A 24,170-nucleotide genomic window follows, 5' to 3' on the forward strand; every position below is an offset into this window, starting at 1 on the left:
TATATTCATGCGTTGCATATGAAAGTTTATGCACCACAGCGAATATCTCTCCATTCTTAGTGATCTACCTCACCTTTTAAACGCGCTTGCCGAATTTTGTTATTTACTCTGACGAAAAATTGTCACGATACACGAAAGTTTTTCACAGGCGGCGACTCATGGATAAAGAACGCATCATTCAGGAATTTGTGCCCGGCAAACAGGTCACACTGGCGCATCTCATCGCGCATCCCGGTGAGGAACTGGCGAAGAAAATCGGCGTTCCGGATGCGGGCGCAATTGGCATTATGACGCTAACTCCCGGCGAAACGGCGATGATCGCCGGTGATTTAGCGCTGAAAGCCGCTGATGTGCATATCGGTTTTCTCGACCGCTTCAGCGGTGCATTGGTGATTTATGGCTCGGTGGGCGCAGTAGAAGAAGCGTTATCACAAACCGTCAGCGGTTTAGGTCGCTTATTAAATTATACGCTTTGTGAAATGACCAAAAGTTAATACGAGGCATTCATGAAACGAATTGCGTTTGTGGGTAGCGTTGGGGCAGGAAAAACAACGTTATTTAATGCGTTGCAGGGGAATTATACCCTCGCCAGAAAAACACAGGCCGTGGAATTTAATGATAAGGGCGATATTGATACGCCGGGTGAATATTTTAGCCATCCCCGCTGGTATCACGCCTTAATTACCACGCTACAGGATGTAGACATGCTGATCTATGTCCATGGCGCAAATGACCCGGAAAGTCGGTTGCCTGCCGGGTTGCTGGATATTGGCGTCAGCAAACGGCAAATCGCCGTCATCAGTAAAACGGACATGCCAGATGCTGACGTCGCCGCAACGCGAAAGTTATTGCTTGAGACGGGTTTCGAAGAGCCGATTTTCGAGCTAAACAGCCACGACCCGCAAAGCGTGCAGCAACTGGTGGATTATCTGGCATCTCTCACCAAACAGGAGGAAGCAGGTGAAAAAACTCATCACAGCGAATGATATTCGTGAAGCACACGCGCGCGGCGAACAGGCAATGTCCGTGGTTCTGCGCGCCAGCATTATTACCCCGGAAGCCCGTGAAGTGGCGGATCTACTGGGTTTTACCATCACCGAATGTGATGAATCGATCCCGGTAACGGCGTCCGTGCCCGCCAGCGTGCCAGCCGACAAAACCGAAAGCCAGCGCATCCGCGAAACCATCATTGCCCAGCTGCCGGAAGGCCAGTTTACCGAAAGCCTGGTCGCACAGCTGATGGAAAAAGTGATGAAGGAAAAACAGTCGCTGGAGCAGGGCGCAATGCAGCCGAGCTTCAAATCGGTGACCGGCAAAGGCGGCATCAAAGTGATTGATGGCAGCAGCGTCAAGTTTGGTCGTTTCGACGGCGCAGAGCCGCATTGCGTGGGCTTGACTGATCTTGTGACCGGAGACGACGGCAGCAGCATGGCCGCTGGTTTTATGCAGTGGGAGAACGCATTCTTCCCGTGGACCCTGAACTACGACGAAATCGACATGGTGCTGGAAGGGGAGCTGCATGTTCGCCACGAAGGCGAAACCATGATCGCCAAAGCGGGTGACGTGATGTTTATCCCGAAAGGCTCCAGTATCGAATTTGGTACGACATCCAGCGTGAAATTCCTGTATGTCGCCTGGCCGGCTAACTGGCAATCCCTATGAAAGATTTCATCACCGAAGCATGGCTAAGAGCGAACCATACGCTCAGCGAAGGCGCAGAGATCCATCTCCCTGCGGACAGTCGCCTGACGCCCTCTGCCCGGGAGTTACTGGAAAGCCGCCATCTGCGCATCAAGTTTATTGACGAGCAGGGCCGCCTGTTTGTTGACGATGAACAGCAGCAGCCGCAGCCCGTTCATGGGCTGACCAGTAGCGATGAACATCCGCAGGCGTGCTGCGAACTGTGCCGCCAGCCGGTGGCAAAAAAGCCGGATACGCTGACTCACCTGTCGGCGGAAAAAATGGTCGCCAAAAGCGATCCGCGTCTGGGTTTTCGCGCGGTTCTCGACAGCACCATTGCGCTGGCAGTGTGGCTGCAAATTGAACTGGCGGAACCGTGGCAGCCGTGGCTGGCGGATATCCGTTCGCGTCTTGGCAACATTATGCGCGCCGATGCGCTGGGTGAACCGCTGGGCTGCCAGGCGATTGTCGGGCTTTCTGACGAAGATCTGCATCGACTTTCTCACCAGCCTCTGCGCTATCTCGACCACGATCATCTGGTGCCGGAAGCCAGCCACGGGCGCGATGCGGCGTTGCTCAATCTGCTACGTACCAAAGTGCGGGAAACCGAAACCGTAGCGGCGCAGGTGTTTATCACCCGCAGCTTTGAAGTATTACGCCCGGACATTTTGCAGGCGCTGAACCGCCTTTCCAGCACGGTCTACGTGATGATGATCCTGAGCGTAACGAAGCAGCCGCTAACGGTGAAGCAGATCCAACAACGACTGGGGGAAACGCAATGATTATTGAACGTTGTCGTGAACTGGCGTTGCGAGCGCCCGCCAGAGTGGTTTTTCCGGATGCGTTAGACCAACGTGTGCTGAAAGCCGCGCAATATTTACATCAACAAGGTCTGGCAACGCCCATTCTGGTCGCCAATCCGTTTGAACTTCGTCAGTTTGCGCTCAGTCACGGCGTGGCGATGGACGGGCTACAGGTGATTGATCCGCATGGCAACCTCGCAATGCGGGAAGAATTTGCTCATCGCTGGCTGGCCCGCGCGGGCGAAAAAACGCCGCCGGATGCGCTGGAAAAACTTACCGACCCTCTGATGTTCGCCGCAGCAATGGTCAGCGCCGGTAAAGCGGATGTCTGTATCGCGGGCAACCTCTCTTCCACGGCAAATGTGCTGCGTGCCGGATTACGCATTATCGGCTTGCAGCCAGGCTGTAAAACGCTCTCTTCCATTTTCCTGATGTTGCCACAGTACAGCGGCCCGGCGTTGGGCTTTGCCGATTGCAGCGTGGTGCCACAGCCGACGGCGGCGCAGCTGGCGGATATCGCGCTTGCCAGTGCCGAAACCTGGCGCGCCATCACCGGAGAAGAGCCGCGCGTGGCGATGCTGTCGTTTTCCAGCAATGGTAGCGCCCGTCACCCCTGTGTTGCTAACGTCCAGCAGGCGACAGAAATCGTCCGTGAGCGCGCACCAAAGCTGGTGGTGGATGGCGAGTTACAGTTTGACGCCGCCTTCGTGCCGGAAGTGGCGGCGCAAAAAGCGCCTGCCAGCCCGCTACAGGGCAAGGCCAATGTGATGGTTTTTCCGTCGCTGGAAGCCGGAAATATTGGTTACAAAATCGCACAACGACTCGGCGGATATCGTGCCGTCGGGCCACTGATACAAGGACTTGCCGCGCCGATGCACGATCTCTCTCGTGGTTGTAGCGTGCAGGAAATTATCGAGCTGGCGCTGGTGGCAGCTGTGCCGCGTCAGACAGAAGTGAACCGCGAAAGCAGTTTACAAACACTGGTTGAATGAACGGTCCCGTTCTGGACCCTGATAAAGAGGAAAGCACAATGGAAGCATTAGGAATGATCGAAACCCGGGGCCTGGTTGCACTGATTGAGGCTTCTGACGCGATGGTGAAAGCTGCGCGCGTCAAGCTGGTTGGTGTTAAGCAGATTGGCGGCGGCCTGTGTACTGCCATGGTTCGTGGTGATGTTGCAGCCTGTAAAGCCGCGACCGATGCAGGTGCCGCAGCGGCACAGCGTATCGGCGAGCTGGTATCTGTACACGTTATCCCGCGTCCGCACGGCGACCTGGAAGAAGTCTTCCCGATCGGCCTGAAAGGCGATAGCAGCAACCTGTAATCACCCTGTGTGACGTCGATTCGGGCGTCACGCTCTCTCCTTTTTCATTTTACCTTCTGCGGAGGGTAGGGGGAGCTTTTACCTGAAATACGCCACGGAGGCGGGTATGAAACTGGCAGTCGTCACTGGACAAATTGTTTGTACCGTACGCCATCACGGACTGGCGCATGACAAATTGCTGATGGTGGAAATGATTGATCCACAAGGTAATCCTGACGGGCAATGCGCCGTCGCCATCGACAATATTGGCGCGGGAACCGGGGAGTGGGTGTTACTGGTGAGTGGCAGTTCCGCCCGCCAGGCGCATAAAAGCGAAACGTCACCGGTCGATCTGTGCGTGATTGGCATTGTCGATGAGGTGGTGTCTGGCGGTCAGGTAATTTTCCACAAATAAGGCAGAACATCATGAATCAACAGGATATTGAACAGGTGGTGAAAGCGGTACTGCTGAAAATGCAAAGCAGTGACACGCCGCCCGCCGCCGTTCATGAGATGGGCGTTTTCGCGTCCCTGGATGACGCCGTTGCGGCAGCCAAAGTCGCCCAGCAAGGGTTAAAAAGCGTGGCAATGCGCCAGTTAGCCATTGCTGCCATTCGTGAGGCAGGCGAAAAACACGCCAGAGATTTAGCGGAACTTGCCGTCAGTGAAACCGGCATGGGCCGCGTTGAAGATAAATTTGCCAAAAACGTCGCTCAGGCGCGCGGCACGCCAGGCGTTGAGTGTCTCTCTCCGCAGGTGCTGACCGGCGACAACGGCCTGACTTTAATTGAAAACGCGCCCTGGGGCGTGGTGGCTTCGGTAACTCCGTCCACTAACCCGGCGGCAACCGTAATTAATAACGCCATCAGCCTGATTGCCGCGGGCAACAGCGTCATTTTTGCCCCGCATCCGGCGGCGAAAAAAGTCTCCCAGCGGGCGATTACGCTGCTCAACCAGGCGATTGTTGCCGCAGGTGGGCCGGAAAACTTACTGGTTACTGTGGCAAATCCGGATATCGAAACCGCGCAACGCTTGTTCAAGTTTCCGGGTATCGGCCTGCTGGTGGTAACCGGCGGCGAAGCGGTAGTAGAAGCGGCGCGTAAACACACCAATAAACGTCTGATTGCCGCAGGCGCTGGCAACCCGCCGGTAGTGGTGGATGAAACCGCCGACCTCGCCCGTGCCGCTCAGTCCATCGTCAAAGGCGCTTCTTTCGATAACAACATCATTTGTGCCGACGAAAAGGTACTGATTGTTGTTGATAGCGTAGCCGATGAACTGATGCGTCTGATGGAAGGCCAGCACGCGGTGAAACTGACCGCAGAACAGGCGCAGCAGCTGCAACCGGTGTTGCTGAAAAATATCGACGAGCGCGGAAAAGGCACCGTCAGCCGTGACTGGGTTGGTCGCGATGCGGCGAAAATCGCGGCGGCAATCGGCCTGAACGTGCCGCAAGAAACGCGTTTGCTGTTTGTGGAAACCACTGCAGAACATCCGTTTGCCGTGACCGAACTGATGATGCCGGTGCTGCCCGTCGTGCGCGTCGCCAACGTGGCGGATGCCATTGCGCTGGCGGTGAAACTGGAGGGCGGTTGCCACCACACGGCGGCAATGCACTCGCGCAATATCGAAAACATGAACCAGATGGCGAACGCCATTGATACCAGCATTTTCGTTAAGAACGGACCGTGCATTGCCGGGCTGGGGCTGGGCGGGGAAGGCTGGACCACCATGACCATCACCACGCCAACCGGTGAAGGGGTAACCAGCGCGCGGACGTTTGTCCGTCTGCGTCGCTGTGTATTAGTCGATGCGTTTCGCATTGTTTAAGGAGTAACCGATGGCGCACGACGAACAATGGCTCACCCCACGTCTGCAAACGGCGGCAACGCTGTGTAACCAGACGCCTGCCGCGACGGAATCTCCGCTGTGGCTGGGGGTGGATCTGGGCACCTGCGATGTGGTGTCGATGGTTGTTGACCGCGACGGTCAGCCGGTGGCGGTATGCCTCGACTGGGCCGATGTGGTCCGCGACGGCATCGTCTGGGATTTCTTCGGTGCGGTCACCATTGTTCGTCGCCATCTCGACACTCTTGAGCAGCAATTCGGGCTTCGTTTTAGCCATGCGGCGACTTCATTTCCTCCAGGTACGGACCCGCGTATTTCCATCAACGTGCTGGAATCTGCCGGGCTGGAAGTGAGCCATGTGCTGGATGAGCCAACCGCAGTCGCGGATCTGCTGCAACTGGACAACGCCGGTGTAGTGGATATCGGCGGCGGCACTACCGGCATTGCCATCGTGAAAAAGGGCAAGGTGACGTACTCGGCGGATGAAGCCACCGGCGGACATCACATCTCTCTGACTCTCGCCGGAAATCGTCGTATTTCGCTGGAAGAGGCAGAGCAGTACAAGCGCGGTCATGGTGACGAGATTTGGCCCGCGGTGAAACCGGTGTACGAAAAAATGGCGGACATTGTCGCCCGGCATATTGAAGGGCAGGGCATTACTGATTTATGGCTGGCGGGCGGCTCTTGTATGCAACCGGGCGTGGCGGAACTGTTTCGCAAACAATTCCCGGCGTTACAGGTGCATTTACCGCAGCACAGTTTGTTTATGACCCCGCTGGCGATCGCCAGTAGTGGGCGAGAGAAAGCGGAGGGGCTATATGCAAAATGAATTGCAGACCGCGCTCTTTCAGGCGTTCGATACCCTGAATCTGCAACGGGTAAAAACATTTAGCGTTCCACCGGTGACGCTTTGCGGTCCGGGCTCGGTGAGCAGTTGCGGACAGCAAGCGCAAACGCGTGGGCTGAAACATCTGTTCGTGATGGCAGACAGCTTTTTGCATCAGGCAGGGATGACCGCCGGGCTGACGCGCAGCCTGGCCGTTAAAGGCATCGCCATGACGCTCTGGCTATGTCCGGTGGGCGAACCGTGCATTACCGACGTGTGTGCAGCCGTGGCGCAGTTGCGTGAGTCAGGTTGTGACGGGGTGATCGCATTTGGCGGCGGCTCGGTGCTGGATGCGGCGAAAGCCGTGGCGTTGCTGGTGACGAACCCGGATAGCACGCTGGCAGAGATGTCAGAAACCAGCGTTCTGCAACCGCGCTTGCCGCTGATTGCCATTCCAACTACCGCCGGAACCGGCTCTGAAACCACCAATGTAACGGTGATTATCGACGCGGTGAGCGGGCGCAAGCAGGTGTTAGCCCATGCCTCGCTGATGCCGGATGTGGCGATCCTCGACGCCGCATTGACCGAAGGTGTGCCGTCGCATGTCACGGCGATGACCGGCATTGATGCGTTAACCCATGCCATTGAAGCATACAGCGCCCTGAACGCTACACCGTTTACCGACAGTCTGGCGATTGGTGCCATTGCGATGATTGGCAAATCGCTGCCGAAAGCGGTGGGCTACGGTCACGACCTTGCCGCGCGCGAGAGCATGTTGCTGGCTTCATGTATGGCGGGAATGGCGTTTTCCAGTGCGGGTCTTGGGTTGTGCCACGCGATGGCGCATCAGCCGGGCGCGGCGCTGCATATTCCGCACGGTCTGGCGAACGCCATGTTGCTGCCAACAGTGATGGAATTTAACCGGATGGTTTGTCGTGAACGCTTTAGTCAGATTGGTCGGGCACTGCGAACTAAAAAATCCGACGATCATGACGCTATTAACGCGGTAAGTGAGCTGATTGCGGAAGTTGGGATTGGTAAACGACTGGGCGATGTTGGCGCGACATCTGCGCATTACGGTGCATGGGCGCAGGCCGCGCAGGAAGATATTTGTCTGCGCAGCAACCCGCGTACCGCCAGCCTGGAACAGATTGTCGGACTGTACGCGGCGGCGCAATAAATGCCGGATGCGACGCTTGCCGCGTCTTATCCGGCCTACGGGATTGCACATGTAGGGCGGATAAGGCGTTTACGCCGCATCCGCCAATAAATAACAACTAACAGGGAGTAAAGGCGATGGGAATTAACGAAATCATCATGTACATCATGATGTTCTTTATGCTGATAGCTGCCGTAGACAGGATCCTGTCGCAGTTCGGCGGTTCTGCTCGTTTCCTCGGTAAGTTCGGTAAAAGTATCGAAGGATCAGGCGGTCAGTTCGAAGAAGGCTTTATGGCAATGGGCGCTCTGGGTCTGGCGATGGTCGGTATGACCGCGCTGGCACCGGTACTGGCTCACGTACTCGGGCCGGTAATTATCCCGGTTTACGAAATGCTCGGCGCAAACCCGTCAATGTTCGCCGGAACACTGCTGGCGTGCGATATGGGCGGCTTCTTCCTCGCCAAAGAGCTGGCGGGCGGCGACGTAGCAGCGTGGCTATACTCTGGGTTAATTCTCGGGTCGATGATGGGGCCAACGATTGTGTTTTCCATTCCGGTGGCGCTCGGCATTATCGAACCTTCTGATCGTCGTTATCTGGCGCTCGGCGTGCTGGCGGGCATTGTGACCATTCCGATTGGCTGTATTGCTGGTGGTCTGGTTGCTATGTACTCCGGTGTGCAGATCAACGGTCAGCCGGTGGAATTCACTTTCGCCCTGATCCTGATGAACATGATCCCGGTGATCATTGTCGCGATTCTGGTGGCGCTGGGGCTGAAATTCATCCCGGAAAAAATGATCAACGGCTTCCAGATCTTCGCCAAATTCCTCGTTGCATTGATCACCCTCGGTCTTGCCGCTGCGGTAGTGAAATTCCTGCTTGGCTGGGAACTGATCCCCGGTCTGGATCCTATCTTTATGGCCCCTGGCGATAAACCCGGTGAGGTGATGCGCGCCATTGAAGTTATCGGTTCTATCTCCTGCGTTCTGTTAGGGGCGTATCCGATGGTGCTGCTGCTGACTCGCTGGTTTGAAAAACCGCTGATGAGCGTCGGTAAAGTGCTGAATATGAACAACATCGCGGCAGCCGGCATGGTGGCAACGCTTGCCAACAACATCCCGATGTTCGGCATGATGAAGCAGATGGATACCCGCGGCAAAGTCATCAACTGCGCCTTCGCCGTTTCCGCTGCTTTCGCCCTGGGCGACCACTTAGGCTTCGCCGCTGCCAACATGAACGCCATGATCTTCCCGATGATTGTCGGCAAGTTGATCGGCGGCGTAACGGCGATTGGCGTGGCGATGATGCTGGTGCCAAAAGAAGACGCGACCGCGACTAAAACCGAAGCGGAGGCACAATCGTGAACACTCGCCAGCTATTGAGCGTCGGTATCGATATCGGCACCACCACCACCCAGGTGATTTTCTCCCACCTGGAGCTGGTTAACCGTGCGGCGGTGTCGCAGGTGCCGCGCTACGAATTCATTAAACGCGAAATTAGCTGGCAAAGCCCGGTGTTCTTTACCCCTGTCGATAAACAGGGTGGTTTAAAAGAAGCGGAACTGAAATCGCTGATTTTAGAGCAATATCAGGCTGCGGGCATTGCGCCGGAAAGCGTTGATTCTGGTGCCATCATCATCACCGGTGAAAGCGCGAAAACCCGCAATGCTCGCCCGGCGGTGATGGCGCTCTCTCAGTCGCTGGGCGATTTTGTCGTCGCCAGCGCCGGGCCGCACCTCGAATCCGTGATCGCCGGTCACGGAGCCGGGGCGCAAACCCTTTCTGAACAACGGCTGTGTCGGGTACTGAATATCGACATCGGCGGTGGCACCGCGAACTACGTCCTGTTCGATGCCGGAAAAATCAGCGGCACTGCCTGTCTCAACGTCGGTGGTCGCCTGCTGGAAACCGACAGCCAGGGGCGCGTGGTTTACGCTCATAAACCGGGGCAGATGATTGTGGATGAGTGCTTCGGTGCAGGAACTGACGCCCGTTCGCTGACCGGCGCGCAGCTGGTGCAGGTTACCCGGCGGATGGCGGCGCTGATTGTCGAAGTGATTGACGGAACGCTTTCGCCGCTCGCGCAGGCATTGATGCAAACCGGTTTGCTGCCCGCAGGTGTTACGCCCGAAATCATTACGCTTTCTGGAGGCGTGGGCGAATGTTATCGCCACCAGCCCGCCGACCCGTTCTGTTTTGCCGATATTGGCCCACTTCTGGCAACGGCGCTGCATGACCATCCGCGCCTGCGTGAGATGAATGTGCAGTTTCCGGCGCAAACCGTACGCGCCACGGTGATTGGCGCGGGTGCACATACCCTTTCGCTCTCTGGCAGCACAATCTGGCTGGAGGGCGTACAACTGCCGCTGCGCAATTTGCCGGTGGCGATCCCGATTGATGAAACGGATCTGGTGAGTGCCTGGCAACAGGCGCTGCTTCAGCTGGATCTTGATCCCAAAACTGACGCGTACGTGCTGGCGCTTCCCGCCTCGCTGCCTGTGCGTTACGCCGCGGTACTGACGGTCATCAACGCGCTGGTCGATTTCGTCGCGCGTTTTCCGAATCCGCATCCCCTGCTGGTGGTGGCCGGGCAGGACTTTGGTAAAGCTCTGGGCATGTTGTTGCGCCCACAGCTACAACAACTCCCGTTGGCAGTCATTGACGAAGTGATTGTCCGCGCGGGGGACTATATCGACATTGGTACGCCTCTTTTTGGCGGATCGGTTGTGCCGGTGACGGTGAAATCACTCGCATTTCCTTCCTGAGGGAACGACTTATGAAACTAAAGACCACATTGTTCGGCAATGTATATCAGTTTAAGGATGTAAAAGAGGTGCTGGCTAAAGCCAACGAACTGCGTTCGGGGGATGTGCTGGCGGGCGTTGCAGCGGCAAGCTCACAGGAGCGCGTGGCGGCAAAGCAGGTGTTGTCGGAAATGACCGTAGCGGACATCCGCAATAATCCGGTGATTGCCTATGAAGATGACTGCGTGACGCGGCTGATTCAGGACGATGTTAACGAAACGGCCTACAACCAGATTAAAAACTGGAGCATCAGCGAACTGCGTGAGTATGTGCTGAGCGATGAAACCAGCGTGGACGACATTGCCTTTACCCGCAAAGGGCTGACCTCGGAAGTGGTCGCGGCGGTAGCGAAGATTTGCTCCAACGCGGACCTGATCTACGGCGCGAAGAAAATGCCGGTAATCAAAAAGGCCAATACCACCATTGGTATTCCGGGCACCTTCAGCGCCCGTTTGCAGCCAAATGACACCCGTGACGACGTGCAAAGTATCGCCGCGCAAATCTACGAAGGGCTTTCCTTCGGGGTGGGCGATGCGGTGATCGGCGTTAACCCGGTGACTGACGACGTGGAAAACTTAAGCCGCGTGTTGGACACCATTTACGGCGTGATCGACAAATTCAACATCCCAACTCAGGGCTGCGTACTGGCGCACGTCACCACCCAGATCGAAGCGATTCGTCGCGGCGCGCCTGGCGGACTGATTTTCCAGAGTATCTGTGGCAGCGAAAAAGGGCTGAAAGAGTTTGGCGTGGAACTGGCGATGCTCGACGAAGCGCGCGCAGTGGGTGCAGAGTTCAACCGTATCGCCGGGGAAAACTGCCTCTACTTCGAAACCGGACAAGGCTCTGCGCTATCCGCTGGCGCTAACTTCGGCGCTGACCAGGTGACGATGGAAGCACGTAACTATGGGCTGGCGCGTCATTACGATCCGTTTATCGTCAACACCGTGGTCGGCTTTATTGGGCCGGAGTATCTCTACAACGACCGCCAGATTATCCGTGCTGGCTTAGAAGATCACTTTATGGGCAAGCTGAGCGGCATCTCTATGGGCTGTGACTGCTGCTACACCAACCACGCTGACGCTGACCAGAACCTCAACGAAAACCTGATGATCCTGCTCGCCACCGCAGGCTGCAACTACATCATGGGGATGCCGCTGGGTGATGACATCATGCTCAACTACCAGACCACCGCATTCCACGATACCGCCACTGTGCGTCAGTTACTCAACCTGCGTCCGTCACCGGAGTTTGAACGCTGGCTGGAAAGCATGGGCATTATGGCAAACGGTCGCCTGACCAAACGGGCGGGCGATCCGTCACTGTTCTTCTGATGACGCGGAGATAACACATCATGGATCAAAAACAGATTGAAGAAATTGTACGCAGCGTGATGGCGTCAATGGGACAAACGGCCCCCGCGCCGTCAGAAGCAAAGTGCGCCACCACCAACTGTGCGGCACCGGTGACCTCGGAAAGCTGTGCGCTGGATTTAGGTTCCGCTGAAGCAAAAGCGTGGATTGGTGTTGAAAACCCGCATCGCGCAGACGTATTAACAGAACTGCGCCGCAGCACCGTGGCCCGCGTTTGTACCGGTCGTGCCGGTCCGCGTCCACGTACCCAGGCGCTGCTGCGTTTCCTGGCCGATCACTCTCGTTCGAAAGATACCGTACTGAAAGAAGTGCCGGAAGAGTGGGTGAAAGCGCAGGGCTTGCTGGAAGTACGCTCTGAAATTAGCGACAAAAATCTCTACCTGACTCGCCCGGATATGGGCCGCCGCCTGTGTGCAGAAGCTGTTGAAGCGCTGAAAGCACAGTGTGTTGCTAATCCGGACGTACAGGTCGTTATTTCTGATGGCCTGTCAACTGATGCCATCACCGTCAACTACGAAGAGATCCTGCCGCCGCTGATGGCGGGCCTGAAACAGGCCGGGCTGAAAGTCGGCACGCCATTCTTTGTTCGTTATGGTCGCGTGAAGATTGAAGATCAGATCGGTGAGATCCTCGGCGCGAAAGTGGTGATCCTGCTGGTGGGGGAACGTCCGGGGTTGGGTCAGTCAGAAAGCCTCTCCTGTTACGCCGTTTACTCGCCGCGTATGGCGACCACCGTTGAGGCCGATCGCACCTGCATCTCTAACATTCACCAGGGCGGCACGCCGCCGGTTGAAGCCGCAGCCGTCATTGTGGATTTGGCGAAACGTATGCTGGAGCAGAAAGCATCCGGCATCAACATGACCCGATAAGGAGGCATCATGCCAGCTTTAGATTTGATTCGACCGTCGGTAACCGCCATGCGGGTGATTGCCTCCGTTAACGCTGAATTTGCGCGTGAACTAAAATTGCCGCCGCATATTCGTAGCCTCGGGCTGATTTCTGCTGATTCCGATGACGTCACCTACATTGCCGCTGATGAAGCGACCAAGCAGGCGATGGTGGAAGTGGTATATGGTCGCTCGCTGTATGCGGGCGCTGCACACGGCCCGTCACCGACTGCCGGTGAAGTGCTGATTATGCTTGGTGGGCCAAACCCGGCGGAAGTGCGTGCCGGTCTGGATGCGATGGTTGCACATATTGAAAATGGTGCAGCATTCCAGTGGGCCAATGACGCAGAAAACACCGCCTTCCTGGCGCATGTGGTTTCGCGTACCGGTTCTTATCTCTCATCAACCGCCGGGATCACGCTTGGCGATCCGATGGCGTATCTGGTGGCACCGCCGCTGGAAGCGACCTATGGCATTGATGCAGCGTTGAAATCTGCCGACGTACAGCTGGTGACCTATGTCCCGCCACCGTCTGAAACCAACTACTCGGCAGCATTTTTAACCGGTAGCCAGGCCGCGTGTAAAGCAGCCTGTAACGCCTTTACCGATGCAGTGCTGGAAATCGCGCGTAATCCAATCCAGCGTGCGTAACGGAGGTTGCCGATGATCAATGCACTGGGATTGCTGGAAGTGGACGGCATGGTCGCCGCGATAGATGCAGCGGATGCCATGCTCAAAGCAGCTAACGTTCGTCTGCTCAGTCACGAAGTGCTTGACCCTGGTCGCTTAACGCTGGTGGTGGAAGGCGATCTGGCGGCGTGTCGTGCGGCGCTGGACGCAGGTTGTGCTGCCGCGATGCGTACCGGGCGTGTCATCAGCCGCAAGGAGATCGGTCGGCCAGACGATGACACCCAGTGGCTGGTTACTGGCTTTAACCGCCAGCCGAAGCAACCCGTAAGGGAACCCGACGCGCCAGTTATCGTCGCGGAATCTGCTGACGAGTTGTTGGCGCTGTTAACATCAGTACGTCAGGGAATGACGGCAGGAGAAGTGGCTGCCCACTTTGGCTGGCCGCTGGAAAAAGCCAGAAATGCGCTCGAACAGCTCTTTTCTGCCGGGACGTTACGTAAACGCAGTAGTCGTTATCGTCTCAAGCCCCATTAACCTGTCGGAGGTGCCGGGTGTCCTACAACACCCGGCATTAACATCATGAAAAAGACCCGTACAGCCAATTTGCACCATCTTTATCATGAACCCTTACCCGAAAACCTGAAGCTCACGCCGAAGGTCGAAGTGGATAATGTTCATCAACGACAGACAACGGATGTCTATGAACATGCTTTAACGATTACCGCCTGGCAGCAGATTTACGATCAGCTGCATCCGGGCAAGTTTCATGGTGAATTTACGGAAATTCTACTCGATGATATTCAGGTTTTTCGTGAATACACCGGTCTGGCGCTGCGTCAGTCGTGCCTGGTCTGGCCGAACTCGTTCTGGTTTGGCATTCCGGCGACGCGCGGTGAGCAGGGATTTATCGGTTCGCAATGTCTGGGAAGCGCGGAAATCGCCACCCGCCCTGGTGGCACTGAATTTGAACTGAGCACGCCGGATGATTACACGATCCTGGGCGTGGTGCTTTCTGAAGATGTCATCACCCGGCAGGCTAACTTTTTGCATAACCCGGATCGGGTATTACATATGCTGCGTAGCCAGTCGGCGCTGGAAGTGAAAGAGCAGCATAAAGCCGCGCTGTGGGGCTTTGTCCAACAGGCGCTGGCGACGTTTTGCGAGAACCCGGAAAATCTCCATCAGCCTGCAGTGCGAAAAGTGCTGGGGGATAATTTGCTAATGGCGATGGGGGCGATGCTGGAAGACGCGCAACCAATGGTGACGGCGGAAAGCATCAGTCATCAGAGTTACCGTAGATTACTTTCCCGCGCCCGTGAATATGTGCTGGAAAATATGTCTGAGCCGGTGACGGTGCTGGACTTGTGTAATCAACTGCATGTCAGTCGCCGCACGCTACAAAACGCGTTTCACGCTATTTTAGGCATTGGCCCAAACGCGTGGCTGAAACGCATTCGCCTGAACGCCGTACGCCGCGAACTGATAAGCCCGTGGTCGCAAAGCACAACGGTAAAAGACGCCGCCATGCAGTGGGGATTCTGGCATCTGGGGCAATTTGCCACGGATTACCAGCAGCTGTTTGCCGAGAAGCCGTCGTTGACGTTGCATCAGCGGATGCGGGAATGGGGGTGAGGGAGTTACACCCAATCCCTGACCTTAATAAACTCACTTAACGCCGCTTCTGGGCTGCCATCTTTTGGCTGATAATCATACTCCCAGCGTACCAGTGGCGGCATTGACATCAGGATCGACTCGGTGCGCCCGCCAGTTTGCAGGCCAAACAGAGTGCCGCGATCCCAGACCAGATTGAACTCGACATAACGACCGCGACGGTAGAGCTGAAAATTGCGCTCGCGCTCGCCGTAGGCCATCGCTTTACGTCGCTCTACAATTGGTAAATAAGCGTCGGTGTAGCCTTTGCCTACCGCCTGCATAAAGGCAAAACAGTGGTCGAAATCTGGCGTGTTCAGATCATCAAAGAACAGCCCGCCAATACCGCGCTGTTCGTTGCGATGTTTGAGGTAGAAGTAATCGTCGCACCACTTTTTGTAACGGGGATAAACGTCTTCACCAAATGGCAGGCACAGGTCACGGGCGGTGCGGTGCCAGTGAATGGCGTCTTCTTCAAAACCATAGAAAGGGGTTAAATCGAAGCCGCCGCCAAACCACCAGACGGGCTCTGCACCCGGTTTTTCGGCAATAAAAAAACGCACATTCGCGTGGCTGGTGGGAACATACGGGTTATGCGGATGCACTACCAGTGAAACGCCCATCGCCTCGAAACTGCGCCCGGCAAGCTCCGGGCGATGAGCGGTGGCGGAAGCAGGCATCGCCTCGCCGTGGACGTGAGAAAAGTTGACGCCTGCCTGTTCGAAAACACCACCATTACGCAACACCCGACTACGCCCGCCGCCGCCAGCTTCGCGCTGCCAACTATCTTCGACAAATTCTGCGCCATCGACGGCGGTCAGCTGCTGACAAATCGTATCCTGAAGGTTGAGCAGAAACTGTTTAACCTGGTGTGCGTCGGGTTTCATAACTTATCGCTTTTTCGAATGTGCTTTCTGGTTGTCGAACCAGTGGAAATAACTGATCACGCCTTCAGCAATCGCTGTGGCGATTTTCTGACGAAACGCCGCCGTGCCTAACAGCCGCTCTTCTTCCGGGTTGGTGATAAACGAGGTTTCCACCAGCACCGAAGGAACCGACGGCGATTTCAACACCACAAACGCGGCTTGTTCGGTGTTGCGGCTGTGCAGTTTATGCACCGGCTTAATCTTCTTCAGAATATGCGAGCCGAGCGTCAGGCTGTTTTTAATAGTATCGGTTTGCACCAGATCAAACAGCACTTGCTGCAATAGGTGATCCTTGTCAGTCGCCTTTTTACCGGCAACTTCATCGGCGCGGTTTTCGCGTTCAGACAGGTATTTCGCCATTGCGCTACTTGCCCCACGGTTAGAGAGGGCAAATACCGAAGCACCGGCAGCTTTCGGGTTGGTAAAGCCATCGGCATGAATTGACATAAACAGATCTGCGCCATGTTTATGGGCGATTTCAACGCGATCGTAAAGTGGGATAAACGTATCGCCAGAACGCGTTAAACGCGCATCAATCCCATGATTACGCAAAATGGAACGGACGTTTTTAGCAATCGCCAGCACCACATGTTTTTCTTTCGAACCGTTGCGTCCGATCGCTCCGGTATCAATTCCGCCGTGGCCTGGATCGAGAACAACGACACGTTTGCCGCCAGATTTTTTGGCTTTCGGCTTGCTGTGTCCGTTGCTGGTTTTTAAAGGTTCGTCTTTGGCGATGGCTTGCGACATTCCTGACAACGTCAGGGCAGCCAAACCGGCTTTCAGCACCTGGCGGCGCGAAGTGAGTGTTTTTAGTGGTTTAAAAGTGCTCATACGGCCTGAGTTGTAATAATAAAGTTCCAGATGTTATATCGTATCGCGTAATCCGTTACGACGGTTTGATGTTGAGAATTGTTTTACTTTTCATTTCAATAGTTGACAACTCCCCATTATGCCACTTTTTCAACCGATTTTCGTCAGATATTGGCTAATTCGACCGTTCACGCCATAATCAGCCTTTTAACCCGCAAAAAGGTAACGAATACCATGGAGATACGCGTATTTCGCCAGGAAGATTTCGAAGAGGTCATCACCCTTTGGGAGCGTTGCGACTTGCTGCGTCCGTGGAACGATCCGGAAATGGACATCGAGCGTAAGATGAACCATGACGTCAGTTTGTTTTTGGTCGCTGAGGTAAACGGTGAAGTGGTCGGAACGGTGATGGGCGGTTATGACGGGCATCGCGGGTCTGCTTATTATCTTGGCGTGCATCCAGAGTTTCGTGGGCGTGGGATTGCCAATGCGTTGCTTAATCGGCTGGAGAAAAAGCTGATTGCTCGTGGCTGCCCGAAAATTCAGATCAATGTGCCGGAAGATAACGACATGGTGCTCGGAATGTATGAACGCCTGGGATATGAACACGCCGACGTGCTGAGTCTGGGTAAGCGTTTGATTGAAGATGAAGAGTACTGAGTTCCATCCTGTCCATTATGATGCGCACGGACGCCTGCGTTTACCCTTGCTCTTCTGGCTTGTGCTATTGCTTCAGGCGCGAACCTGGGTGCTGTTTGTCATTGCCGGTGCGTCGCGTGAGCAGGGTACTGCGCTGCTAAATCTGTTTTATCCCGATCACGATAATTTCTGGCTGGGGCTGATTCCTGGCATTCCGGCGGTGCTGGCGTTTTTGTTGAGCGGTCGGCGGGCTACGTTTCCTCGCACCTGGCGTGTACTCTATTTTCTGTTGCTGTTGGCGCAGGTGGTTTTACTTTGCTGGCAACCGTGGCTGTGGCTGAACGGTGAATCCGTTAGCGGTATCGGTCTGGCGCTGGTAGTGGCGGATATTGTGGCGTTAATCTGGCTGCTGACCAATCGACGTTTACGCGCTTGTTTTAATGAAGTAAAAGAATAACGGCACTTTTTGGTGAATTTGCACTCCAAGCAACGTTATTGAATAACCAAAGGAAGTGACATGAAATCGCTGCGTTTAATGTTATGCGCTATGCCATTGATGCTGACCGGCTGTTCCACGATGTCGTCAGTTAACTGGTCTGCCGCTAACCCGTGGAACTGGTTTGGGTCGTCCACCAAAGTGAGCGAGCAGGGCGTTGGTGAATTAACGGCGTCCACACCACTGCAAGAACAAGCCATTGCCGATGCGCTTGATGGCGATTATCGCCTGCGCAGCGGAATGAAAACCGCGAACGGCAACGTGGTGCGCTTTTTTGAAGTGATGAAGGGCGACAACGTGGCGATGGTGATTAACGGCGATCAAGGCACGATCAGTCGCATTGACGTGCTGGATAGCGATATTCCTGCTGACACCGGTGTTAAAATCGGTACACCGTTTAGCGACCTTTACAGCAAAGCATTTGGCAATTGCCAAAAAGCTGATGGTGATGATAATCGTGCCGTCGAATGTAAAGCCGAAGGCAGTCAACATATTAGCTACCAGTTCAGCGGGGAATGGAGTGGTCCTGAAGGGTTAATGCCTTCGGACGATACCCTGAAAAACTGGAAAGTCAGTAAAATTATCTGGCGGCGTTAATTTGCGTCTGAACAAACCGCCGCCGCGAAAAAACACGTAAAATAGCGCTCAACAATGCCACGGATTGCGTGGCATTATTATTTTCAGGAGGAACAATGTCTCAGGTTCAGAGTGGCATTTTGCCAGAACATTGCCGCGCGGCGATTTGGATCGAAGCCAACGTGAAAGGGGAAGTTGACGCCCTGCGTGCGGCCAGTAAAACATTTGCCGACAAACTGGCAACTTTTGAAGCGAAATTCCCGGACGCGCATCTTGGTGCGGTGGTTGCCTTTGGTAACAACACCTGGCGCGCTCTGAGCGGCGGCGTTGGGGCAGAAGAGCTGAAAGATTTTCCGGGCTACGGTAAAGGCCTTGCGCCGACCACCCAGTTCGATGTGTTGATCCACATTCTTTCTCTGCGTCACGACGTAAACTTCTCTGTCGCCCAGGCGGCGATGGAAGCCTTTGGTGACTGCATTGAAGTGAAAGAAGAGATCCACGGCTTCCGTTGGGTTGAAGAGCGTGACCTGAGCGGCTTTGTTGACGGTACGGAAAACCCGGCGGGTGAAGAGACGCGTCGCGAAGTGGCGGTTATCAAAGACGGCGTGGATGCGGGCGGCAGCTATGTGTTTGTCCAGCGTTGGGAACACAACCTGAAGCAGCTCAACCGGATGAGCGTTCACGATCAGGAGATGATGATCGGGCGCACCAAAGAGGCCAACGAAGAGATCGACGGCGACGAACGTCCGGAAACCTCTCACCTCACCCGCGTTGATCTGAAAGAAGATGGCAAAGGGCTGAAGATTGTTCGCCAGAGCCTGCCGTACGGCACTGCCAGTGGCACTCACGGTCTGTACTTCTGCGCCTACTGCGCGCGTCTGCATAACATTGAGCAGCAACTGCTGAGCATGTTTGGCGATACCGATGGTAAGCGTGATGCGATGTTGCGTTTCACCAAACCGGTAACCGGCGGCTATTATTTCGCACCGTCGCTGGACAAGTTGATGGCGCTGTAAGCGTTTCTGATTCATTGATTAAAGGCCAGGCAGTAACATTACTGACTGGCCTTTTTATTACTTTTGCTTTAACGCCGCATACACCTGATCAACTACCCAACCATACGTTGCAATCGGCAGCTGACCGCTTTCGAACATATTGGGATTCTTTTGCGGATCGGCAACCGGCGAATGTGGCTTGTTGCTTAACATCACAATCGCCATATGATTCACCGGATCGATAACGGTCACCGTTCCGGTCCAGCCAGTGTGACCGTAGGTTTGCGGGCTTGCCAGCGTGCCAAACGTCGGCGTCATGGTGGCATTACCATTCACGCGCCAGCCGAGGCCAAAAGTGGCATCTTCCTTAGAGCTGGTGGTGAACATCTTCACCGTTTCCGCACTGAACAGCTGCACATCGCCATAGCCCCCGCCGTTCAGCATCGTTTGCATTAACACCGCAATATCGCCGGTATTGGAAAACAAACCTGCGTGCCCGGAAACGCCGCCCATCGAATAAAAGGCTTTTTCATCGTGCACCTGACCCCAGAGAGTGGAGGTGCGGATATTCGGGAAATGGATCACGCCATCGCGGGTATTGCCGTTCAATTCCGTGGCGGCAATTTGCTGCGGTTTAAAGCCTTTCAGCAGCGGGTTAAATACCGTATGTGTCAGGTCGAGCGGGCGATAAATCGACTCTTCAACATAGCGGTCAAGCGGCTGACCGGTGACCGACTCGACGATAAATCCAAGCAGCATATAATCGACATCACTGTAAATATGCTTGCTGCCGGGCTGATACTCCAGCGGCGTGCGCTTGATCATCTCCAGCGTCTGGCCTTTATCCTGGGAATATAACGCGCCCGCGACCGCTTTATTCGGATATTGTGGGTCCGCCGGGAAACCGCCGCTGTGATGCAGCAGGTCAGAAATCCGCAGCGTGTTTTTGCCTTTGATGGTGTCATTTGGACTATCGGCAAACCCCGGAATATATTTCGCAATCCGATCGTCAGGATGCAGTTTGCCTTCGCTCATCAGCTTTTGCAGGGCGAAGTTCGTGGCGTACATTTTGGTGTTTGAGGCCAGGTCATACAGCGTCCCGGTGGTGGCTTTGACAGGCTGTTCCATCAACACGCTGCCATCGTACTTTTTCGCCGCTCCCCAGGCTTTGCGATACACAATCTGATTATCTTTAATGATCAGCAGGTTTACGCCGGGATAACCGGCGTCCACTTGCTGGCTAATCCAGCGATCCATCTGGTTAAGCCGTTCGACGTTGAACCCTGCTTTCTCTGGCGAACTTTCTGTCAGAACAGGGTATTTTGCGGCGCTGACGCTACAACTAACAGCCAGCAGAGAAAGATAGAGCATTGTCCGTTTCATGATATCAGTCCAGATTGACGTTACGGCAGCCAAAGAGCGTGGTGAAAATAAACCCGCAAACCCATGCCACCAGAATCCCGCCAGCATAAACCGCCATTGCCGGAAGGATGCCTTGTGCGGAAGTCATCAGCGGCAGCGCCACCAGACCAGACGGCCCAAAGGCGCTGTTTAAGCCCATCGGCAGACCCCACCAGGCTATCAGGCCGATAAACAAACCGCCCGCTGCGCCGCCTAAACAGGCGGTAATAAACGGTTTCATGCGGGGCAGGGTGACGCCGTAAATCAACGGTTCACCAACGCCCAGCAGACCGGGAATAATCGCCCCGCGTACCTGACTGCGTAATGCACTGTGCGGTTGCGCCCGCCAGTAGAGTGCCAGCGCCGCGCCCACCTGGCCCGCGCCTGCCATTGAAAGGATGGGAAATAAGCTGTTGAATCCCTGGCTGTCCATTAACGCGAGGTAAACAGGAATAAAGCCCTGATGCACGCCAAATACCACGGCGATCAGGAACAGCCCGGCTAAAACCGCACAACCGAACGGATTACTGTTCAGGTGCATAAACAGCCATGACATACCTTCGAATAACCAGCCACCCAGCGGCATAATGATCAGGTACGCAAGCGTAGCGGTGATCAGCAGGGTGATTAACGAGGTCAGCAGCATGTCGAGATCGTCCGGCATAAAGCGGCGCACCATGCCTTCGATGCGGGCGCAGGCCCACGCGGCAATCAACACGCCGATAATATTGCCGCGCGGATCGATGGGCAGACCAAAGAAATCGTGAAATCCGGCGTAGTAACCCGTGGTTGCAGCGGGGTTATAACCGAGCAAAAAGAGCGCCGCGATAATTGCGCCATTTACGCCCGTGCCGCCAAATGCCTGGGCGGCGTTATAGCCCACCAGAATCACCAGGAAGGTGAACAGGCCTTTGCTAAACACCTTCATAAAATTCAGCGCATCGGGTAGTGTTCCCTGAGCATCTGCCGGAACGTGCATCACCGTGGCAATTAACGTCGCTATCCCCAGCAGCAGACCGGCGGCAATAAAACCGGGGATCAGCGGCGTGAAGATGGTGGCGAATTTGGCGAGAAATTGTTGCACGCCGGAGGTTTGTTTGGCTTTTAACTGACGTTTGTTCTGGGCGGCGATTTCTGCGGCATCCTGTACCGGTGCCTCGCCCAGCAGCTCGCTCATCGCTTTTGCGGCACGATGCGCTTTACCAGGCCCAAAAACGACCTGCACCTGGTCGCTGGTCAAAATGACGCCCTTCACGCCTTCCAGCGTTTTGATATTGGGATCAACCAGTGAACTGTCATGTACACCCAGACGCAGGCGCGTCATACAGTTACCACAACTGGCGATATTTCCCGGTCCGCCGACACGGGTAAGAATGGTGTTCAGAAGTTCACTGCTGATCTCTTTGGCCATGGGTTATTCCTTGTCTAAAACCTGACGAATAAAGCCGCCGTGTTGATCCAGGCGTTTTTTAGCTTCTGCGGCATCGAGATTTTTCAGCACCATCACAATGGCCGTTTTACAGTTGCGCTCGCAGGCAATTAACGCCGCTTCCGCTTGTTCGGCATTACATCCGGTGGCGTTTTTAACGATATTGACCTGGCGCACATGCAGTTTTTCGTTGGTGGCGACCACATCGACCATCAGGTTGCCGAACACTTTGCCAGATTTAATCATCAGCCCGGTGGAAAGCATATTGAGCACCAGTTTCTGCGCTGTGCCTGCTTTCATTCGCGAAGAACCAGTGACCACTTCGGCACCTACAATCGGTGTAATGGCAAACTCGGCGGTGGTGGAAACGGCACTCCCCGGATTACAGGAAATTCCCACTGTGCGGCAGCCGAGCTGGCGTGCGTATTCCAGTCCGGCAATCACATACGGCGTGCGACCGCTGGCAGCAATGCCAACCACCACATCCTGTGCCGTTAAATTAATATTTTTCAGATCGTTAACACCACCTTCCCGGCTATCTTCAGCGCCTTCCACCGCGTGCTGAATGGCATATTCGCCTCCAGCAATCAAACCAACCACCAGACCCGGTTTCACGCCGTAGGTGGGCGGACATTCGCTGGCATCCAGAATCCCCAGACGACCGGATGTTCCCGCACCGAGATAAATCAGACGACCGCCGCCGCTGACCTGGGCGTGGATAACATCGATCGCCGCGGCGATATCCGGCAGGACGCGCTCAACGGCAAGCGGTACGGTTTTATCTTCATCGTTGATAATCCGGCACATTTCCAGCGTCGATACGCGGTCAATTTCAGCCGAGGCGGTGTTCGAGCCTTCAGTAATCATCTTTTCTAGTTGCATCGGTGGTGACCTTACTATTTACGATCAAATAATTGCAGATGTATGGAATCATATATCCCGAATTGACAGACTTAAAGGAATCATTGAGTCTACACTCGCAGAGTGTGAAGAGCGTCATAAGAACTTAAGCGGAATTTATGCTGCCAGCCCAGGAGAGTGGAAGATGTTGTACCTGACGAAAATAAGCAATGCGGGGAGTGAATTCACCGAAAACGAGCAAAAAATCGCTGACTTTCTGCAGGCCAACGTGAGTGAGCTGCAATCCGTTTCTTCACGGCAGATGGCGAAACAGCTCGGCATTAGCCAGTCGAGCATAGTGAAATTTGCCCAAAAACTCGGCGCGCAAGGATTTACTGAATTGCGTATGGCGTTAATAGGCGAATACAGTGCCAGCCGGGAGAAAACGAATGCCACGGCGCTGCACCTGCACAGTTCGATTACCAGTGATGATTCGCTGGAAGTGATTGCCCGCAAATTGAATCGCGAAAAAGAGCTGGCGCTGGAGCAAACCTGTTCGTTGTTCGACTACGCGCGGCTGCAAAAAATCATTGAGGTCATCAGTAAAGCACCGTTTATCCAGATAACGGGCCTGGGCGGATCGGCGCTGGTGGGGCGCGATCTGTCGTTCAAACTGATGAAAATTGGCTATCGCGTGGCCTGCGAAGCCGACACGCACGTACAAGCCACCGTTTCCCAGGCGTTGAAAAAAGGCGATGTACAAATCGCTATCTCTTACAGCGGCAGTAAAAAAGAGATTGTCTTATGCGCAGAAGCGGCACGAAAGCAGGGGGCAACGGTGATTGCCATTACTTCTCTGGCTGATTCTCCGCTGCGGCGGCTGGCGCATTTCACGCTCGATACCGTTTCCGGTGAAACCGAATGGCGTAGCTCGTCGATGTCTACCCGCACGGCGCAAAATTCTGTTACCGATTTACTGTTTGTTGGTCTTGTGCAACTCAATGATGTGGAGTCATTGAAAATGATTCAGCGCAGCAGTGAGCTAACACAACGCCTGAAATGATGCATAAAGCAGCGACTGGATTGAGATTTT

27 protein-coding genes are annotated in these 24,170 nt (G+C 55.0%); 22 read left to right on the forward strand and 5 right to left on the reverse strand.

The genetic code is table 11. The annotated features are described in order from the left end of the window. Window positions 1-158 precede the first annotated feature (158 nt). The 17 genes from eutS (at window position 159) to eutR (ending at window position 14,944) form a co-directional block, all read left to right on the forward strand. Entirely contained in the window at window positions 159-494 is a 336-nt protein-coding gene (eutS, locus tag QZF50_RS04520) for an ethanolamine utilization microcompartment protein EutS (RefSeq protein ID WP_000356956.1), read from the forward strand. Between the two features lie 12 nt (window positions 495-506). After that, window positions 507-986 (forward strand): ethanolamine utilization acetate kinase EutP, encoded by a 480-nt coding sequence (eutP, locus tag QZF50_RS04525; protein ID WP_000820764.1) that lies wholly within the window; start codon window positions 507-509, stop codon window positions 984-986. Beyond that, window positions 961-1,662, forward strand: a complete 702-nt coding sequence (eutQ, locus tag QZF50_RS04530) for an ethanolamine utilization acetate kinase EutQ (RefSeq protein WP_000733903.1) — start codon at window positions 961-963, stop codon at window positions 1,660-1,662. The genes eutP and eutQ overlap by 26 nt, the downstream gene beginning before the upstream one ends. Then, window positions 1,659-2,462, forward strand: a complete 804-nt coding sequence (gene eutT / locus QZF50_RS04535; RefSeq protein ID WP_000651298.1) for an ethanolamine utilization cob(I)yrinic acid a,c-diamide adenosyltransferase EutT — start codon at window positions 1,659-1,661, stop codon at window positions 2,460-2,462. Before eutQ ends, eutT begins: the two co-directional genes overlap by 4 nt. Beyond that, on the forward strand, window positions 2,459-3,475 hold the full coding sequence (gene pta, locus QZF50_RS04540; RefSeq protein WP_000582977.1) for a phosphate acetyltransferase: 1,017 nt from the start codon (window positions 2,459-2,461) through the stop codon (window positions 3,473-3,475). The genes eutT and pta overlap by 4 nt, the downstream gene beginning before the upstream one ends. Window positions 3,476-3,513: 38 nt before the next feature. Next, complete coding sequence (eutM, locus tag QZF50_RS04545; protein ID WP_000387713.1) at window positions 3,514-3,807, forward strand: ethanolamine utilization microcompartment protein EutM; 294 nt, start codon at window positions 3,514-3,516, stop codon at window positions 3,805-3,807. 106 nt (window positions 3,808-3,913) lie between these two features. Beyond that, a complete protein-coding gene (gene eutN, locus QZF50_RS04550; RefSeq protein WP_000762196.1) occupies window positions 3,914-4,201 on the forward strand; it encodes an ethanolamine utilization microcompartment protein EutN in 288 nt (95 codons plus the stop codon). 11 nt (window positions 4,202-4,212) lie between these two features. Continuing rightward, window positions 4,213-5,616, forward strand: a complete 1,404-nt coding sequence (locus tag QZF50_RS04555) for an aldehyde dehydrogenase family protein (RefSeq protein WP_001075690.1) — start codon at window positions 4,213-4,215, stop codon at window positions 5,614-5,616. Between the two features lie 10 nt (window positions 5,617-5,626). Further along, complete coding sequence (gene eutJ / locus QZF50_RS04560; RefSeq protein WP_000929709.1) at window positions 5,627-6,463, forward strand: ethanolamine utilization protein EutJ; 837 nt, start codon at window positions 5,627-5,629, stop codon at window positions 6,461-6,463. Continuing rightward, window positions 6,453-7,640: an ethanolamine utilization ethanol dehydrogenase EutG gene (eutG, locus tag QZF50_RS04565; protein WP_001297322.1), complete on the forward strand. Its 1,188-nt coding sequence runs from the start codon at window positions 6,453-6,455 to the stop codon at window positions 7,638-7,640. The genes eutJ and eutG overlap by 11 nt, the downstream gene beginning before the upstream one ends. A 116-nt stretch (window positions 7,641-7,756) precedes the next feature. Continuing rightward, window positions 7,757-8,983, forward strand: a complete 1,227-nt coding sequence (gene eutH / locus QZF50_RS04570; RefSeq protein WP_000512372.1) for an ethanolamine utilization protein EutH — start codon at window positions 7,757-7,759, stop codon at window positions 8,981-8,983. Next, window positions 8,980-10,383: an ethanolamine ammonia-lyase reactivating factor EutA gene (gene eutA, locus QZF50_RS04575; protein WP_001471952.1), complete on the forward strand. Its 1,404-nt coding sequence runs from the start codon at window positions 8,980-8,982 to the stop codon at window positions 10,381-10,383. Before eutH ends, eutA begins: the two co-directional genes overlap by 4 nt. 11 nt (window positions 10,384-10,394) lie before the next feature. Next, the gene (gene eutB / locus QZF50_RS04580; protein ID WP_000769961.1) at window positions 10,395-11,756 is read left to right on the forward strand and encodes an ethanolamine ammonia-lyase subunit alpha; all 1,362 of its coding nucleotides are present in this window, start codon (window positions 10,395-10,397) and stop codon (window positions 11,754-11,756) included. A gap of 20 nt (window positions 11,757-11,776) precedes the next feature. Beyond that, window positions 11,777-12,664: an ethanolamine ammonia-lyase subunit beta gene (gene eutC, locus QZF50_RS04585; RefSeq protein ID WP_000372364.1), complete on the forward strand. Its 888-nt coding sequence runs from the start codon at window positions 11,777-11,779 to the stop codon at window positions 12,662-12,664. Between the two features lie 9 nt (window positions 12,665-12,673). Further along, window positions 12,674-13,333, forward strand: coding sequence for an ethanolamine utilization microcompartment protein EutL (gene eutL / locus QZF50_RS04590; RefSeq protein ID WP_001111038.1), 660 nt, complete (start codon window positions 12,674-12,676; stop codon window positions 13,331-13,333). A 12-nt stretch (window positions 13,334-13,345) separates the two neighbouring features. Continuing rightward, the gene (gene eutK, locus QZF50_RS04595; RefSeq protein WP_000606257.1) at window positions 13,346-13,846 is read left to right on the forward strand and encodes an ethanolamine utilization microcompartment protein EutK; all 501 of its coding nucleotides are present in this window, start codon (window positions 13,346-13,348) and stop codon (window positions 13,844-13,846) included. A gap of 45 nt (window positions 13,847-13,891) precedes the next feature. Continuing rightward, on the forward strand, window positions 13,892-14,944 hold the full coding sequence (eutR, locus tag QZF50_RS04600) for an HTH-type transcriptional regulator EutR (RefSeq protein WP_000753700.1): 1,053 nt from the start codon (window positions 13,892-13,894) through the stop codon (window positions 14,942-14,944). Between the two features lie 5 nt (window positions 14,945-14,949). On the opposite strand, the gene hemF is transcribed toward eutR, so the two are convergent. Both hemF and amiA read right to left on the reverse strand, forming a co-directional pair. Next, the gene (gene hemF, locus QZF50_RS04605; RefSeq protein WP_000801367.1) at window positions 14,950-15,849 is read right to left on the reverse strand and encodes an oxygen-dependent coproporphyrinogen oxidase; all 900 of its coding nucleotides are present in this window, start codon (window positions 15,847-15,849) and stop codon (window positions 14,950-14,952) included. Window positions 15,850-15,852: 3 nt separating this feature from the next. Beyond that, window positions 15,853-16,722 carry an N-acetylmuramoyl-L-alanine amidase AmiA gene (gene amiA / locus QZF50_RS04610; RefSeq protein WP_000102891.1) on the reverse strand — a complete coding sequence of 290 codons (870 nt, stop codon included), beginning with the start codon at window positions 16,720-16,722 and terminating at the stop codon, window positions 15,853-15,855. 213 nt (window positions 16,723-16,935) lie between these two features. Between amiA and QZF50_RS04615 the strand changes: the two genes are divergently transcribed. The 4 genes from QZF50_RS04615 to yfeX all read left to right on the forward strand — a co-directional run bounded on the left by QZF50_RS04615 (window position 16,936) and on the right by yfeX (window position 19,428). After that, window positions 16,936-17,361, forward strand: coding sequence for a GNAT family acetyltransferase (locus QZF50_RS04615; protein ID WP_000406000.1), 426 nt, complete (start codon window positions 16,936-16,938; stop codon window positions 17,359-17,361). Continuing rightward, a complete protein-coding gene (locus QZF50_RS04620; RefSeq protein ID WP_000842944.1) occupies window positions 17,348-17,797 on the forward strand; it encodes a DUF2919 domain-containing protein in 450 nt (149 codons plus the stop codon). Before QZF50_RS04615 ends, QZF50_RS04620 begins: the two co-directional genes overlap by 14 nt. A gap of 60 nt (window positions 17,798-17,857) precedes the next feature. After that, window positions 17,858-18,433, forward strand: coding sequence for an RpoE-regulated lipoprotein (locus QZF50_RS04625; protein ID WP_000838945.1), 576 nt, complete (start codon window positions 17,858-17,860; stop codon window positions 18,431-18,433). A gap of 95 nt (window positions 18,434-18,528) precedes the next feature. Then, window positions 18,529-19,428, forward strand: coding sequence for a porphyrinogen peroxidase (gene yfeX / locus QZF50_RS04630; RefSeq protein WP_000084590.1), 900 nt, complete (start codon window positions 18,529-18,531; stop codon window positions 19,426-19,428). 57 nt (window positions 19,429-19,485) lie between these two features. Here the strand turns inward: yfeX and pbp4b are convergent, their stop codons facing one another. From pbp4b to murQ, 3 genes are read right to left on the reverse strand one after another with little or no spacing between them, the layout of a single operon-like run. After that, on the reverse strand, window positions 19,486-20,790 hold the full coding sequence (gene pbp4b, locus QZF50_RS04635) for a penicillin binding protein PBP4B (protein WP_061892466.1): 1,305 nt from the start codon (window positions 20,788-20,790) through the stop codon (window positions 19,486-19,488). A gap of 4 nt (window positions 20,791-20,794) precedes the next feature. Further along, window positions 20,795-22,219: a PTS N-acetylmuramic acid transporter subunit IIBC gene (murP, locus tag QZF50_RS04640; protein ID WP_001040482.1), complete on the reverse strand. Its 1,425-nt coding sequence runs from the start codon at window positions 22,217-22,219 to the stop codon at window positions 20,795-20,797. 3 nt (window positions 22,220-22,222) lie between these two features. Then, window positions 22,223-23,119: an N-acetylmuramic acid 6-phosphate etherase gene (gene murQ / locus QZF50_RS04645; protein ID WP_001175648.1), complete on the reverse strand. Its 897-nt coding sequence runs from the start codon at window positions 23,117-23,119 to the stop codon at window positions 22,223-22,225. 163 nt (window positions 23,120-23,282) lie between these two features. On the opposite strand from murQ, the gene murR reads away from it, so the two are divergent. Next, on the forward strand, window positions 23,283-24,140 hold the full coding sequence (gene murR / locus QZF50_RS04650; protein ID WP_000966471.1) for an HTH-type transcriptional regulator MurR: 858 nt from the start codon (window positions 23,283-23,285) through the stop codon (window positions 24,138-24,140). Window positions 24,141-24,170 lie beyond the last annotated feature (30 nt).

This window comes from uncultured Escherichia sp. (assembly GCF_948475835.1).
In the GTDB taxonomy this organism is placed as follows: domain Bacteria; phylum Pseudomonadota; class Gammaproteobacteria; order Enterobacterales; family Enterobacteriaceae; genus ECMA0423.

Excerpts from the sequence above, each read along its gene's own strand:
- QZF50_RS04620 (WP_000842944.1), top strand. The coding sequence starts at position 17,348 with ATGAAGAGTACTGAGTTCCATCCTGTCCATTATGATGCGCACGGACGC.
- eutN (WP_000762196.1), top strand. The coding sequence starts at position 3,914 with ATGAAACTGGCAGTCGTCACTGGACAAATTGTTTGTACCGTACGCCAT.
- eutJ (WP_000929709.1), top strand. The coding sequence starts at position 5,627 with ATGGCGCACGACGAACAATGGCTCACCCCACGTCTGCAAACGGCGGCA.
- eutL (WP_001111038.1), top strand. The coding sequence starts at position 12,674 with ATGCCAGCTTTAGATTTGATTCGACCGTCGGTAACCGCCATGCGGGTG.
- eutG (WP_001297322.1), top strand. The coding sequence starts at position 6,453 with ATGCAAAATGAATTGCAGACCGCGCTCTTTCAGGCGTTCGATACCCTG.
- eutB (WP_000769961.1), top strand. The coding sequence starts at position 10,395 with ATGAAACTAAAGACCACATTGTTCGGCAATGTATATCAGTTTAAGGAT.
- eutH (WP_000512372.1), top strand. The coding sequence starts at position 7,757 with ATGGGAATTAACGAAATCATCATGTACATCATGATGTTCTTTATGCTG.
- yfeX (WP_000084590.1), top strand. The coding sequence starts at position 18,529 with ATGTCTCAGGTTCAGAGTGGCATTTTGCCAGAACATTGCCGCGCGGCG.
- eutR (WP_000753700.1), top strand. The coding sequence starts at position 13,892 with ATGAAAAAGACCCGTACAGCCAATTTGCACCATCTTTATCATGAACCC.
- pbp4b (WP_061892466.1), bottom strand. The coding sequence starts at position 20,790 with ATGAAACGGACAATGCTCTATCTTTCTCTGCTGGCTGTTAGTTGTAGC.
- hemF (WP_000801367.1), bottom strand. The coding sequence starts at position 15,849 with ATGAAACCCGACGCACACCAGGTTAAACAGTTTCTGCTCAACCTTCAG.
- eutM (WP_000387713.1), top strand. The coding sequence starts at position 3,514 with ATGGAAGCATTAGGAATGATCGAAACCCGGGGCCTGGTTGCACTGATT.
- eutS (WP_000356956.1), top strand. The coding sequence starts at position 159 with ATGGATAAAGAACGCATCATTCAGGAATTTGTGCCCGGCAAACAGGTC.
- murP (WP_001040482.1), bottom strand. The coding sequence starts at position 22,219 with ATGGCCAAAGAGATCAGCAGTGAACTTCTGAACACCATTCTTACCCGT.
- QZF50_RS04615 (WP_000406000.1), top strand. The coding sequence starts at position 16,936 with ATGGAGATACGCGTATTTCGCCAGGAAGATTTCGAAGAGGTCATCACC.
- QZF50_RS04555 (WP_001075690.1), top strand. The coding sequence starts at position 4,213 with ATGAATCAACAGGATATTGAACAGGTGGTGAAAGCGGTACTGCTGAAA.
- murR (WP_000966471.1), top strand. The coding sequence starts at position 23,283 with ATGTTGTACCTGACGAAAATAAGCAATGCGGGGAGTGAATTCACCGAA.
- pta (WP_000582977.1), top strand. The coding sequence starts at position 2,459 with ATGATTATTGAACGTTGTCGTGAACTGGCGTTGCGAGCGCCCGCCAGA.
- eutP (WP_000820764.1), top strand. The coding sequence starts at position 507 with ATGAAACGAATTGCGTTTGTGGGTAGCGTTGGGGCAGGAAAAACAACG.
- eutK (WP_000606257.1), top strand. The coding sequence starts at position 13,346 with ATGATCAATGCACTGGGATTGCTGGAAGTGGACGGCATGGTCGCCGCG.
- eutT (WP_000651298.1), top strand. The coding sequence starts at position 1,659 with ATGAAAGATTTCATCACCGAAGCATGGCTAAGAGCGAACCATACGCTC.
- QZF50_RS04625 (WP_000838945.1), top strand. The coding sequence starts at position 17,858 with ATGAAATCGCTGCGTTTAATGTTATGCGCTATGCCATTGATGCTGACC.
- murQ (WP_001175648.1), bottom strand. The coding sequence starts at position 23,119 with ATGCAACTAGAAAAGATGATTACTGAAGGCTCGAACACCGCCTCGGCT.
- eutC (WP_000372364.1), top strand. The coding sequence starts at position 11,777 with ATGGATCAAAAACAGATTGAAGAAATTGTACGCAGCGTGATGGCGTCA.
- amiA (WP_000102891.1), bottom strand. The coding sequence starts at position 16,722 with ATGAGCACTTTTAAACCACTAAAAACACTCACTTCGCGCCGCCAGGTG.